This is a genomic window from Vicinamibacteria bacterium (assembly GCA_035620555.1).
Classification (GTDB): Bacteria; Acidobacteriota; Vicinamibacteria; order Marinacidobacterales; family SMYC01; genus DASPGQ01.
The window spans coordinates 23,110-35,916 of sequence record DASPGQ010000532.1; the positions used below are offsets into that span (position 1 = coordinate 23,110).

Genomic DNA, 12,807 nt, shown 5'->3' on the forward strand with positions numbered 1-12,807 from the left:
ATCGTCGCCACAAACCTTTGCAGTCAGAGTACTTTGCTATGATATTCGAAGAATCATGGAGAGTGGTGCGAGCCCCCGAGCTCTCCCCCAGCGTTTCGACGTCTCGCGGGCGCTCGCGTTTTTCTTCGAGGACCCCAAATGGGTGCCGAAGCTCGTCATCGGATCGCTTTTCGCTTTCCTCAGCCCCTTCTTGATCGGAACGGTGTTCCTGACTGGCTACGCGATGGCTCTGGCCCGGCACACGATGGAGGAAAAGACACCTCCTCTACCGGAGTGGGACGATTTTCCGTCGCTGTTTCGAGAGGGTCTCAAGGGAATCGGGATCTCGCTCGCGCACAAGCTTCCCGTGATCTTGCTCGGACTGCTCGTCGCTTTCGCCCTTCTCGGCGGTGTCCTCCTCGGACGCGATGGAAGGGTGAGACCCGAGGAGATAGCCTTCATCGGAATTCCGGCGCTCGTCGGCGGTTTCGTCATCGTCTTCTGCCTTTCGCTTTCGATGGTCGTTTACTTGCCGACGGCTTTCGTCGGCTTTATCAGGACCTCCCGTTTCGGGGCCGCATTCGAGATCAAGGAGAACCTGGATTTCATTCGTCAGAACGGATCGATCTATATCCTCGCCCTGATTACCATTGTCGTCAGCGCATTCGTCGCCCAGTTCGGTTTGCTCCTCTTCTGCATCGGAGTATTCCCCGCCGCGTTCTGGTCGACCTGCGTCTTCGGTTACGTCATTGGCGAGCTGGCAAAGCTCCGAAAGGAAGGAGAGCCAGGATGAAACGACTCCGGACCCGATCGGTCGCGATCCCGATTGCGCTCGGCTCGATGGGCGTCTTCGGTCAGAGCAACGAAGTCGAGCGGCTGTACGACTCCGCTCGTGTGGTCGAGGAAATCCTCGATATCCCCGATGGCATTCCCCAGGAGCTTCTCGACAAAGCGGAATGCATCGTCGTCTTGCCCTCGGTCAAGAAGTTCGCCCTGGGAATCGGTGGGAGCTACGGGAAGGGCGCGATGGTGTGCCGGGGAGGGCGAGACTTCTCCCTTTCATGGGGAGCACCGGCCATGTACCGGCTCGAAGGCGGCAACATCGGTCTCCAACTCGGCGGCCAATCGACGGATTTCCTTCTGCTGGTGATGAACCCCAAGGGGGTGCAGGCCCTGCTCAAGAGTAAGGTCAAGCTCGGCGTCGATGCATCGGCCGCGGCCGGACCCAAGGGAAGGGCGACCGGAGCAGCAACCGACGCCACGATGCACGCGGAGATCCTCACCTACTCACGCTCCCGAGGCCTCTTCGCGGGAATCTCCCTGGAAGGCTCGACGTTGCGGCCCGACGACGGCGCCAACCGGAAACTCTACGGGCAGAAGATATCGGCGAAAGAGATCGTCCTCGAGAGCAAAGTCGGGACCCCGAAGGCCGGCCACGGGCTGGTCGCTCTCCTCGAGAGGTCATCCCCGGAGAACCTGTCGAATTAGCTGGTTATTCACCGTTTGAGCTGAATCTTCCGTTCCTCCATCTCTTCGAGGCTCCTCGGCCAGTCGCCTCGGAGCAGCCGCGACAGGCCGCGATCGGCGAGCAATCGCCCTCCCGTCTGGCATTTCGGGCAGTAGTTCGTCTCGTTTTCGGCGTAGGCGATCCGCTGCACCGGAGTCCCACAATCGGGGCAGGGCTTTCCATAGCGACCATGAACGGCCATCTTCGGCCGAAACGCCGTCACTTTCTCGGGAAAAGCATCACCCGCCTCGCGACGCAACGCTTCGGTCCACTCGAGCAGCGTGGCTCGCGTCGCCTCGTAGAGGCGCACGACCTGCTCTGGTCTGAGACGCGAGGTCCATTGAACCGGCGAGAGCTTGGCGCGGTGAAGGATCTCGTCGGAGTAGGCGTTTCCGATACCGCTGACGACTCGCGGGTCGGTGAGAGCGCGTTTCAACGTATGGTTCTCGCGCGCCAGCGACAGGGAAAAATCGCCGAGGCTCGATTCGAGCACTTCGGCTCCCCCGGGATCGAGGGCGGCGAGATGGTCGTTCCCGACCACGAGATGGAGCGATGCCCGTTTCTTGGAGCCCGCTTCGGTCAAAGTCAGCGTACCCGAGGAAAAATCGAACCTCACGAGCCCGCGTTTTTTCGGGAGTGCGGGGCGGGACGCCTGTTGGTCTTTCCAATGAAGCCGTCCCGCGATCATGAGGTGAATCACGATGAAACGCTCGTCCTCGAGTCCGATCACGACCCGCTTGCCCATTCGCCGAGCGCCCACGACCCGTCTGCCCTCGAGGTCCGAAGGCGCCGGAGAGGTGGAGCGGAGGACGAAGGGACTCCCGAGGAGCAGATTTTCGAAGAGATGGCCCCGGGTGCGCGCTTCGATCGCTTCGACGTAGACCGTCACATCAGGGAGCTCCGGCATAGGAGCCAGTATTGTCGCACGACGGGTCCCAACCCCGGTCCTTCCTCCATTGTTCCCTCCTCGCCCATCGCGATAGGCTGTTCCGTAACGTGAAGGAGGTCGTAATGGCAGACAGGCGATTCGAGGGGAAGATCGCGCTCGTGACGGGCGCTTCGAGCGGCATCGGCAGGGAAACGGCACGGCGTCTCGCGGCCGAGGGTGCGACCGTCGCGGTCACGGCTCGGCGAGAGAGCCGGCTTTCGCAGCTCGTTTCCGAGATCGAGCAGTCGGGTGGAACGGCGAGGGCCATCGCCGCCGACGTGACCAGAGAGAGCGACCGTCGGAAACTCATCGACCAGACCGCCTCGGGTTTCGGTGGGCTCGATATCCTCGTCAACGCTGCGGGAATCATCGCCTTCGGAACCATCGAGAACACTGCCCTCGAGTCGTGGAACGCCATGTTCGATATCAATGTCGTCTCCGTGTTTCATCTGATGCAGCTCTCTCTGCCTCACCTCCTGCCGCGTAAAGGAAACATCGTCAATGTTTCGAGCGTCAACGGCCTGCGCTCGTTCCCCGGAGTTCTCGCCTACTGTTCGAGCAAATCGGCACTCGATCAGCTGACGCGCTGTTCCGCCCTCGAGCTCGCGCCTCAGGGAGTCCGCGTCAACGCGGTCAATCCGGGGGTCGTTCTCACCGAGCTGCATCGCCAGGGGGGACTGGACGAAGCCGCTTACGAGAGCTTTCTCGAACGGAGCAAGACGACACATCCCATCGGACGGGTGGGGCAACCGGCCGACTTGGCCGCCCTCATCTGTTTTCTCGCCTCGGACGAGGCGGGATGGATTACGGGAGCGACGATGAGCATCGACGGAGGCAGGCATCTGACCTGCGCGCGCTGAGGTTTTGAGCTAGGCGAGCTCGGCGTCCTTCAAACCGGATAGCGCTTGGGAGCGGCCCCGGGTGAACTTGATCGCGCCCTCGACGACGAGCCAAACAGCGAGCACCAGCACCGACGAACCCACCCCGAGCAACAGATAGTTTCCTTCCAGGTAGAACCGTTTTACGTTGGCGATCATGGCGACGAGGGTCGTCACCAGCATGAACGCCATGGGGACGAGCGTATAGAGGTAATTCTTTTTTCGGGCGAACAGGTAAATCGTGACCGTGAGAAGCGTCAGCGCCGCCAATACCTGGTTCGTCGTGCCGAAGACGGCCCACAGAGCGACCCCCGCGGGGCGGCCATCGATCTCCAGCAGGGCAAAAAAGCCGATCGCGGCGACGGCTACACTGGTGGCGAGATAGCGGTTGCCCAGGAAAGGAAGCCGAATCGTCTCCGCGACCTCCTCGATGTTGTAACGCAGAAGCCTCGTCGCCGAATCGAGCGTGGTCAAGGCGAACGACACCGCGACCAGCGCCACGAAGGCCCGCCCAAGCTCGGGAGCAATCCCCAGATGGGCGAGAAAATTCCCCGAGCCGGTGATGAATGCGTCGAGGTTCGGAGCGAGCCCGTCCGCCGTCTGCCAGTTCGAGTAATGAGCTCTCCAGGCCTCCGAGCTTGCGAAGCCCGCGGTGCAGGCCAGCACCGCGGCGAGTCCAAGAATACTCTCTCCGACCATCCCGCCGTATCCGACGAAGGCGGCATCCTCCTCCCTGTCGAGCTGCTTGGCCGTCGTCCCCGAGGATACGAGAGCGTGGAAGCCGGAGACGGCTCCGCAGGCGATCACGATGAAGACGAAAGGATAGAGCGGTGGCGCTCCTGGCGGCGCGGGGTCGAAAGCAGGTGCTACGAAACTCGGATTCATGATCGTGAATCCGAGCAGCACGGCGGCGAGACCCAGGTAGAGGAGGAGTGAGTTCAGGAAATCGCGCGGCTGCAACAGTAGCCAGACGGGCAGCACCGAGGCGGCGAAGGCGTAGCCGAGCAGTAAGTAGCTCCATCCCGATACACTCACATCGGGCACCGGCAGAACTCGACCGAGGTAGACGGCGACGAGGGTGAGGGAGAAGCCCACGGCGGTCAGAGGTCCGAGGGCGATGCCCTTCTTGTAGAACAAGACGCCGACGCCCACGGCCAGGATCACCAGCGCGGCGCTCGGCAACACCGCCTCGGGGTAGAAAGCTCGAGAGAAGAGCTGCGCCACGACCTGCACGAAGACTCCCATCGCCAGCGCAATCAAGAAGAAAATGATGGCATGAAAGAGGCTCTTCGCCCTTCGGCCTATGATTCCCTCGGCGACGATGCCAATGGACTTACCCCTCGCCTTGAGGCTCACCGCGAGTGCGCTGAAATCGTGCACCGCCCCGATGAATATCGTCCCCAGCACGACCCACAACATCGCCGGGACCCATCCCCACATGACGGCGATGGCGGGTCCGAGCATCGGCGCGAGTCCCGCGATCGACGCATAATGATGGCCGAAGAGAACGTACCGGCGACAGGGCACGTAATCCTGCTCATCCCGGAGCTCGTGGGCCGGCGTGGGCGTGGAACCATCGAGCTCGAACACAGTCCTGGCGATGCGCTTCGCGTACAGGTGATAACCGAGCAGATAGACAGAAAGGCAGCAGAGCGCCGCCAGGACCGGGCTCATGTCGATGTTCCCTTCGTGACAAAATTATAGGGCTCGCAAAGAAGGAGTAACAACCGGATGCAATCGTTGAAAGGCTTCCGCGATTTCTTTCCCGAGGAAATGGCGGAGCGAACCTATCTCTTCGACTCGTGGAGGCGGGTGGCACGTCGGTTCGGCTTCGTCGAGTTCGACGGCCCTCCGCTCGAGCTCCTCGAGCTCTACACGAGAAAATCTGGTGACGAGATCGTGGGACAGCTCTACAATTTCCAGGATCGAGGGGGACGGGAGGTCGCTCTGCGTCCCGAGATGACACCGACGCTTGCTCGCATGGTGGTCGCGCGCGCCCCGAGCCTGCCCAAACCCCTCAAATGGTTCTCCGTCCCGCAGCTCTTTCGCCAGGAGAAGAACCAGCGAGGCCGGCTTCGCGAGCATTTCCAGCTCAACGTCGATATCGTGGGGTCTTACGCCATCGAGGCGGACGCGGAGCTCCTGTCGGTCGCTCTCGAAGTCATGCGCGAGCTCGGCCTGTCGGCGGAAGACGTGGTCGCGCGGGTCAACGATCGACGTATCATCTCGGGAGTCCTCGGGCTTCTCGGCATCTCCCCGAAAAATGCCCCCGCGGTCTACGCGGCCGTCGACAAGTTCCGAAAGGTTCCGGCGGAAGTCTTCTCCGAGCTTCTCGCGGAGGCCGACGTCGAGCGTGAGGCGGCTCTCCAAATCCAGGGTCTGTGCGACGGCAGTGTGAATCTCTTCGATTGGTGTCGCTCTCGGCCGGTCGACGAGACCACAGAAAGAGTCGTCTCGGATCTCGAGCGCTATCTCGAGATCTTGAGCGAGGCCGGGCTCGGCGAGTACGTGGAGACCGACTTCTCCATCGTACGGGGTCTCGCTTACTACACGGGCATCGTTTTCGAGTTGTACGATCGGAAGGGGCTCGAGCGCGCGATCTGCGGCGGCGGCCGATACGACGACTTGATCGCGTCGTTCGGAGGACCCAGCCTTCCCGCTCTCGGTTTCGGCATGGGAGACGTGGTCTTGACGCTCATGCTCCGCGATCGCGGGCTTCTTCCCGCTCCGGCCCCTCGGGTCGAAGTGGTGGTCATCCCCGTTGGGGAAGAGCTCCATTCCGCCGCCCGGCAGGTGACGAACGAGCTACGGAGCGCGGGGTTGCCGACGGAGACCCCGTTCGAGCCGGCGGGGGTCGGAAAGGACTTGAAGGCGGCGAGCCGCGATCACGCTCGCTTCGCAGTCATCGTTGGCCCCGACGAGTGGCAACAGAACGAAGCGACTCTCAAGGACCTTGGCTCGGGGGAGCAGTACCGGGTACCCCTCCGCGAGCTCGCCGGTAGGATTCGCAAAGCTCAATGAGATCTTTCGTCGGTGGATTCATTCTTCGACTCGCTCGATCGAGACCCAGTCTCCGTCGAGGCGAGCCCGGAATCGCTTCCCCTCGGGGAAGAGGTTCGGTTTGCGCAGCGGAGGGAGTGGCCGGCTCGAGTCACGCACGAACAAATCGCCGTCGGCTACCAGAGCCCCCACGAAAAGAAGCTCTCGCCACTTCCTCCGTGGCAGCCGGAAGCTCTTCTCGTCGCCCTGGACGTTCTCGAAGGGACTGGTCTCGTCGGCCATAGAATCATGTCCCTCGTGCGGATCGTGCTCCACCGACCCCAAAACCCGGCGAATGTTGGCGCGGCAGCCCGCGTGGTCGCCAACACGGGTCTTCAGGGGCTCGATCTGGTCGATCCCTGCGATTACCGCACGGTGGAAGCCTGGCGCATGGCGTGGGGCGCCGAAGACATTCTAGAGCAGACCCGGGTCTTCGTCACCCTCGAAGAAGCCTTGGCAGACTGCGTTTACGTGGCTGCACTCGTGGGCCGTCGGCCGCGCCGGGTCGAGCCGATCACGGCACGCGCGATGGCCTCCGAGGTTTCGGAGCTCGCGAGCGATGCCCGAGTCGCCCTCGTCTTTGGCTGCGAGTCCAAAGGCCTCACCGAGGAGGAGCTGTGCCTGTGCCAGCGGCGCGTGCGTATTCCCTCGCATCCACGGCAGCCCTCCTTGAACCTCGCGCAGGCCGTGATGGTCGCGGCGTACGAAGTTCTCGTTGCCCGATCCGGTGGCGCTGCGCCGCCGCCGAGGGCTCCGCATGGCGACGCGCACCGGGCGCTCTCGAAGCTGAAAGACGCGTTTCTCGAGATTGGTTTTCTGCCGAGCCAGAACCCCGAGGCCCGATTCGTGGAGTGGAGGGAGCTCTTCGGACGCGCGGGGCTCACGCCACGCGAAGTGAAGCTCCTGCTCGCGCTCGGGCGCCGAATCGCGAACACCGGCCGCGCCGCGAACCGAGCTAGGAGCTCAAATGGGCCTTGAAGAAAGCCAGCACGCGCTTCCACGCGTCTTCGGCGGCTTTTCGATCATAGACCTCGCGTTCGTCGTTGAAGAAAGCATGGTCGACCCCGGGGTAGGTGTGGAAGTCGGCGGTGACTCGTGCCTCGCGGAGAGCCTTCTCCAGTGCGTTCACCGCCTCGGCGTTCACGAACGCGTCCTTTTCTGCGAATAGACCGAGGACGGGTGCCTGGATCTGCGTGAAGTCAGGCTTCACGTTCGGATGAATTCCATAGAAGTCGACACAAGCACCGATGCGGTCGTTCTTGCTCGCCGCGAAGAGGGCGAGTTGACCGCCCATGCAGAAGCCGACGACGCCCACTTTGTTGCCCGAAGATTTCGACGCCAGGAAGTCCACACCACCGCGGAGATCGCGCTCCGCCCGGCCGATGTCGAGGGCCATCATCAGCTTCCCCGCTTCGTCGGGGGACTTGGTTGCCTCGCCGTGATAGAGGTCGGGCGCGAGTGCTACGTAACCGGAGGCCGCGAATCGATCCGCCACGCTCTTGATGTGGCCGACGAGGCCCCACCATTCCTGGATCACGACGACACCGGGGCCCGCCCCGCTCTCCGGCATCGAGAGATAGCCCCGCGCGCTCCGACCGTTCGAAGGGTAATCCACCAGCTCGCCCACGAGAAATCCTCCTTTCCCCGGCACCGCCGCCAGCGGTCGGAACCAGATCGTACTTGACCCGAGCGCCCGCGTTCAAGAAAATCAGAACTCCACGCTGGCCCCGTGCCGTTCCTCTGATCCGATGATCTTGAGTCGTGAAGAAATGACGTTCGATTTCGGCGGTGCCCGTTTCGACCGGCAACGCGATCGCTCGGTGCTCGTGTGGATCTTCAGCCAATTCCTCTACGGAGAGGTCACTGGAATCCAAGTCGGACACTGGCTCTACCGGGCTCCGTCCCTCGACGCGGCGAACTTCCTCGCGCGTCAGGCGGTCGAAGAGTTGCAGCACGTCGATCGCTTTCGTGACATCATCGAGATCCTCGACGCAAGTCCGGAGACGGCACATCCCGCGGTCCGTTTCCTCTCGTCGGGCATGATGGGCGACGACTGGGCCGAGCACGTTCTCCTCGAAATGGCTCTCGGTGAGGGATACGTTCTCGATGTGCTCTACGCTCTCATCGATACGGTCGAGCATGAAGGCATCGTTTCCATCTTGAGACGCGCGACCCGACAGGAAGAGCGACACGTCGCTTTCGGTGAAGATCAAACTCGCCGGGCGATCGAGGAGAATCCGGCGATCGTCTGGCGACTGCGGGGTCTAGCTCTCTGGTCTCTTTTTGGGATCGACGTTCTCGCTCGCGCCGTCGAGCGCCGATGTGATCGCGAGCATCCGGTCTTGCGGCAATTTCCAGGGTTCCTTCGCCACGTGCGCCAGAACGCCGAGACGCGACTGCTACGACTGGGCGTTCTTTCTGGCCCAGTTTCTCACATCGGATTTTGCTCTCGATGGGGTAATATGTGTCTCTCTGCGGCGAGCCACCTGGTTTGGAGGTACTGGCCGTGGAAGCGGCCGCCGCTTACGAAGACCTACTTGACCGACCGGCGGATTCGGACACGAGTGTCGGCCAGCTGCTAAACACGTGGTCAGGTGCAAATGAGTGTGGTGGTGCGTGTGACACCTCGGATGCCACCGATGGCGCCAGCGACGAGATGAGAGAGCTCTCGAACTTCGGAGACTTCGATGAGCGCGACGACATCATAGGGACCCGTAACCGAGTCGGCCGTCACGACGGAAGACATACGACGCAGAGCTTTCATGACGGCTTCGACTCGTCCGGGAACGATCTGGATCAGAACATAGACCTTCAAATGGCTTCGGTTCTTCATTTTATGGTCTTGCTCCTACGAGTGTTTCTAGGACAATGGAAACGGGCCTTCCGTTCTCGATGGAAATTTGCTAGAATGAGGCGCGTGGGTCTCCTTGGAGGCCCTTGTCCCGACCTCTCTGGCAGGACACAGATTGCGGCGCAATCGACTGCCTCCTTATGACAGCCGCTGAGTCGCCGCAACGACCCTTGCAAGGTGCTATGAATCACGGCGTATCTACTCCCACAGCTGAAGGTGTGTTGGAGCTCGAGCCGCAGGGAAACGGCCATCTCCGACAAGAGAGCAATAACTTTCTTCCCCGGCCGCAAGACGTGCGCGTCCCGAGTCGTCTCGTCGCCAAGCATTTCTTGAAGGAGGGCTACTACATCCAAGGCCCTTCGGGGATGGCGAGGCGAAGAAACAACCGCCGCGGAGGCCCGCCTCACCGGGAGCTCCAGGCGGTCGAGAGCATCAACGGATTCAAGCCCGAAGAACTGCCGCCTCCGCGCCATTATCAAGAGCTCGTCAGCGAGCACCCCGCCATGCGGCTCCGGATGTCACAGGATCCCGACGGGCCCATATCGCTTCGGGTCATCGACCTCATCACTCCGATCGGTCGAGGTCAACGGGGACTCATCGTAGCCGCGCCCAAGACGGGAAAGACCATTCTTCTCGAGCAAATCGGCTGCGCCATCGGTGCATTCTATCCGGAAATCCATTTATTCGTCCTTCTCATCGATGAGAGACCGGAAGAAGTGACGCACATGCGCCGAGCGGTCAAGGGGCAAGTGATCGCCTCGACGTCCGATGGGACGAGCGCCAACCATCTTCGCGTTGCCCGGCTCGTGCTCGAACGGGCTCGGCGTCTGGTGGAGATGGGTGACGACGTCGTGATCCTGCTCGACTCCATCACCCGACTCGGTCGCGCCGCGAACCGAGAGCAAAAAGGGCGTGGGAAAACGATGACCGGGGGCATCGACTCGCGGGCGCTGGAGTTCCCTCGCCAGTTCTTCGGTGCCGCGAGGAACATCGAGGACGGGGGAAGCCTCACGATTCTCGGAACGGCTCTGGTCGACACCGGGAGCCAGATGGACGAGGTGATCTTTCAGGAGTTCAAGGGTACCGGCAACATGGAATTGGTGCTCGACCGTCGGCTCGCCGAGGCGAGGATCTTTCCCGCGATCGATATTTCCCGCTCGGGAACCCGACGCGAGGAGATACTTCTCGACGAGGAGGAGCTTCCCCGAGTCCACCTCCTGAGGCGCGCACTCGCTGGTCTCAAACCCACCGAAGCCATGGCTCTCCTCCTGGACAAGATGAAGAAGACCAGAACCAACAAAGAGCTCCTGGAATCGATCCGTATCAAATAGCGATCCTTCTCACGTCCGTCGGCGCCCTTCCCTCCTCGTCATGCTTCACGTAGACGTAGACATCTTCGACTTTCGCAGAAAGGCGCTTCACCAGCTCGCGCGCGGCTTCGACCTCGGTCTCGCCGTAAGGCGGCGTCTTGCGCAGACGCACGTAGGCGAACGGAGCCGTAATGGCGGGCTCCGCCGCGGCGTCGATCTCGAGCTCGGCCGCGCATAGGGCAACTCCGGCTTCTCTCAATCGCCCCTCCACGGCTTCGACCTGCCAGGACTCGTGGCGGAACTCCATCGCATAGCGATGGCCCGACGGCAGCTCGGCCAGTACGGCGTCGAGGCGATCGAGCTCGCACCGCAGAAAAGGCGGCAGCTGGAAGAGCACGACTCCTAGCCGATTCCCCAGTGGCACCAGGGCATCCATGAAGTCGCGAACCGATGCGCCCACGCCCCTCAGCCGCGCCATGTGAGTTACGCTCTGGTGCATCTTGAGCGAGAACCGGAACTCACTCGGGGTCGACTCGGACCACGAGCTCACCAGGTCGCTCTTCGGAAAGCGGCGGAACGTATAGTTGATCTCGACACTATTGAGCCTGGAGGCGTAAAAGTGAAGGAACTCTCTCGCCGGGGTCTTGGGAGGGTAGAAGGCGCCAATCCATTCGCGGAAGCTGTATCCGGAGCAACCCGCGTAGATCAAAACGTGCGGACCCAGCGGAACCCGAAATCGGAGTAGTGGAACGACGGCGGCAGGCTGCTCCGCGAAGCGCAGGCGGTAACGAGGATCGAGTGGCGCCAAGAACCACCGCGAGCGGAGCGACGTGGGGAACCGGACGCGCAGGGATCGCGTTCGGGCGAGACGAGATAGTAGTCGGCACGGTAGGCGTCGAGACACCACTCGTGCACCATGTCACCCATGTGGTACAGGCCGTAGCCGTTCGGCGGCGAAGAGCGTACCCGCTCGGGCCGCTCGAGCGGTCCGTGGATCCGCGCGGGGCCACCTCGGGCGGGATCGTCTCCCCAGGGGAACGTCGCACTCTCGAGCCGTCCGCGAGCCGCTTTCTCCCGCTCGGCCTCGGTTGGGAGGCGAATTTCGAGACCCGTTTCGCTCGCGAGCCACCAACAGAAACGACGGGCTTCCATCCAACTCACGCCTACAACGGGCTGGTCGGGATCGTCGAAGCCGGGCTCGCTCCAAAACGGGGGCGGCGGAGCTCCGGTTCGCTCGAGAAAAATGCGATAGTGTCTATTGGTGACGGGCGTCTCGGCCATCTCGAAGGCCGAGACGAAGACGCGATGAACGGGCCTCTCGTTGTCTAGTTTCCCCTCGCGCCCCATGAGAAAAGTTCCCGCAGGTATCGGGACGCGAGCATGCACGGTGCTACGAGCGGCCCGTCAGGGCCGCCGGCCGAGAGGAATCGCGTCGCGCCGAAGCGAGGAGCGAAGGCGCGGGCGCGAGGGAATTCGGCCGTGGGCGCGCGCGAGGAGCGCGCGCCGGGAGCGAGCCGAGGAGGCGAGCGACCACTAAGTTTTGAACAGGTTGTGAAAGGCGTTCCTGGCGTCTTCCGCGCTATTTGCTCGCCGGCCCGTGGCGTCGAGCGCCTGGACGGGCTTGAAAAGAGCGCATTCGTTCGCGGCCCCCTTGTCGGCAATTCGCTCGTCGATGGGTTTCTTGCACTCGAAGCGGGCATCGGGGTCGAAGTGCTTGCAATGTCGGCAGGAATGCAACGGGGTTCCGCACTTGAGGCACTTGCTTTTGTAGTCCACCTCGAGCTGGCTCGATGGGACCTGGTGCCCACATTTGGCGCAGCGCGTTACGATAATCGATTCTCGGTCGATGGCGTGCCGGAGGGAACGGATCTGCTCCCGGTTCCCTAGATCGGGCGGTTTCTCGCGACGACTCTCTCGTCGTTCATCGTTATAGTCGTCGTCCCGGTAACCACGTTGCCGGTACTTCATAGGAGATCCTCCTCCAAAGGGCGAGGCGTTCCGCTCCCGCTGTCAAGGGATCTGAGAAATGACGGCCATCAGGGAGATTGCTGGGCGCGCGACCCCGAAACTGGCACGTCTTTACCGAAGTCCCCTTAACATATCACGGGTTGTCAAGCTTGCGCCAGAGCCTGGTCGAGATCGGCGATGAGGTCCTCGGCGGTTTCGGTGCCCAGAGCAAGGCGCACGAGACCATCGGCGATGCCCGCCCGTTCCCGCTCGTCAGGAGAAAGCATCGCGTGCGACGTGAGACAGGGAATCGAAAGGAGTGACTCCACGCCGCCGAGACTCGGTGCCACGCGAATCAGACAAACTGC

General features: G+C 62.3%; 16 protein-coding genes. 7 read left to right on the forward strand and 9 right to left on the reverse strand.

Translation table 11 applies throughout. The features are described 5' to 3' along the window. The first annotated feature begins 55 nt into the window (after positions 1 to 55). Both VEK15_21725 and VEK15_21730 read left to right on the forward strand, forming a co-directional pair. A complete protein-coding gene (locus VEK15_21725; GenBank protein ID HXV63334.1) occupies positions 56 to 772 on the forward strand; it encodes a DUF4013 domain-containing protein in 717 nt (238 codons plus the stop codon). Next, positions 769 to 1,467, forward strand: a complete 699-nt coding sequence (locus VEK15_21730; protein ID HXV63335.1) for a lipid-binding SYLF domain-containing protein — start codon at positions 769 to 771, stop codon at positions 1,465 to 1,467. Before VEK15_21725 ends, VEK15_21730 begins: the two co-directional genes overlap by 4 nt. An 8-nt stretch (positions 1,468 to 1,475) precedes the next feature. Here the strand turns inward: VEK15_21730 and VEK15_21735 are convergent, their stop codons facing one another. After that, positions 1,476 to 2,393, reverse strand: coding sequence for a DNA-formamidopyrimidine glycosylase family protein (locus tag VEK15_21735; GenBank protein ID HXV63336.1), 918 nt, complete (start codon positions 2,391 to 2,393; stop codon positions 1,476 to 1,478). 104 nt (positions 2,394 to 2,497) lie between these two features. Between VEK15_21735 and VEK15_21740 the strand changes: the two genes are divergently transcribed. Beyond that, positions 2,498 to 3,274 (forward strand): glucose 1-dehydrogenase, encoded by a 777-nt coding sequence (locus tag VEK15_21740; protein ID HXV63337.1) that lies wholly within the window; start codon positions 2,498 to 2,500, stop codon positions 3,272 to 3,274. A gap of 9 nt (positions 3,275 to 3,283) precedes the next feature. On the opposite strand, the gene VEK15_21745 is transcribed toward VEK15_21740, so the two are convergent. Continuing rightward, positions 3,284 to 4,966 carry a carbon starvation protein A gene (locus tag VEK15_21745; protein HXV63338.1) on the reverse strand — a complete coding sequence of 561 codons (1,683 nt, stop codon included), beginning with the start codon at positions 4,964 to 4,966 and terminating at the stop codon, positions 3,284 to 3,286. Between the two features lie 57 nt (positions 4,967 to 5,023). Here VEK15_21745 and hisS point away from each other — a divergent pair, with 57 nt between their 5' ends. Then, on the forward strand, positions 5,024 to 6,313 hold the full coding sequence (gene hisS / locus VEK15_21750; protein HXV63339.1) for a histidine--tRNA ligase: 1,290 nt from the start codon (positions 5,024 to 5,026) through the stop codon (positions 6,311 to 6,313). A gap of 18 nt (positions 6,314 to 6,331) precedes the next feature. On the opposite strand, the gene VEK15_21755 is transcribed toward hisS, so the two are convergent. After that, complete coding sequence (locus VEK15_21755) at positions 6,332 to 6,574, reverse strand: hypothetical protein (GenBank protein HXV63340.1); 243 nt, start codon at positions 6,572 to 6,574, stop codon at positions 6,332 to 6,334. A gap of 6 nt (positions 6,575 to 6,580) precedes the next feature. Between VEK15_21755 and VEK15_21760 the strand changes: the two genes are divergently transcribed. Further along, positions 6,581 to 7,309 (forward strand): TrmH family RNA methyltransferase, encoded by a 729-nt coding sequence (locus VEK15_21760; GenBank protein ID HXV63341.1) that lies wholly within the window; start codon positions 6,581 to 6,583, stop codon positions 7,307 to 7,309. Here VEK15_21760 and VEK15_21765 read toward each other — a convergent pair. Further along, entirely contained in the window at positions 7,287 to 7,958 is a 672-nt protein-coding gene (locus VEK15_21765; GenBank protein HXV63342.1) for a dienelactone hydrolase family protein, read from the reverse strand. The two genes, VEK15_21760 and VEK15_21765, sit on opposite strands and share 23 nt — an antisense overlap. A 142-nt stretch (positions 7,959 to 8,100) precedes the next feature. On the opposite strand from VEK15_21765, the gene VEK15_21770 reads away from it, so the two are divergent. After that, a complete protein-coding gene (locus VEK15_21770; GenBank protein ID HXV63343.1) occupies positions 8,101 to 8,913 on the forward strand; it encodes a ferritin-like domain-containing protein in 813 nt (270 codons plus the stop codon). Between the two features lie 8 nt (positions 8,914 to 8,921). Here the strand turns inward: VEK15_21770 and VEK15_21775 are convergent, their stop codons facing one another. Continuing rightward, on the reverse strand, positions 8,922 to 9,164 hold the full coding sequence (locus tag VEK15_21775; protein ID HXV63344.1) for an Lrp/AsnC ligand binding domain-containing protein: 243 nt from the start codon (positions 9,162 to 9,164) through the stop codon (positions 8,922 to 8,924). 200 nt (positions 9,165 to 9,364) lie between these two features. On the opposite strand from VEK15_21775, the gene rho reads away from it, so the two are divergent. Further along, a complete protein-coding gene (rho, locus tag VEK15_21780) occupies positions 9,365 to 10,513 on the forward strand; it encodes a transcription termination factor Rho (GenBank protein HXV63345.1) in 1,149 nt (382 codons plus the stop codon). Here rho and VEK15_21785 read toward each other — a convergent pair. From VEK15_21785 to VEK15_21800, 4 genes are all read right to left on the reverse strand, one after another. Continuing rightward, positions 10,506 to 11,201, reverse strand: a complete 696-nt coding sequence (locus VEK15_21785; protein ID HXV63346.1) for a DUF72 domain-containing protein — start codon at positions 11,199 to 11,201, stop codon at positions 10,506 to 10,508. The genes rho and VEK15_21785 overlap by 8 nt on opposite strands. Beyond that, positions 11,198 to 11,878, reverse strand: a complete 681-nt coding sequence (locus VEK15_21790) for an SUMF1/EgtB/PvdO family nonheme iron enzyme (GenBank protein HXV63347.1) — start codon at positions 11,876 to 11,878, stop codon at positions 11,198 to 11,200. The genes VEK15_21785 and VEK15_21790 overlap by 4 nt, the downstream gene beginning before the upstream one ends. 147 nt (positions 11,879 to 12,025) lie before the next feature. Further along, positions 12,026 to 12,460, reverse strand: a complete 435-nt coding sequence (locus tag VEK15_21795) for a hypothetical protein (protein HXV63348.1) — start codon at positions 12,458 to 12,460, stop codon at positions 12,026 to 12,028. A gap of 143 nt (positions 12,461 to 12,603) precedes the next feature. Then, the coding region (locus tag VEK15_21800) for a PLP-dependent transferase (protein ID HXV63349.1) at positions 12,604 to 12,807 on the reverse strand (204 nt) is incomplete at its 5' end.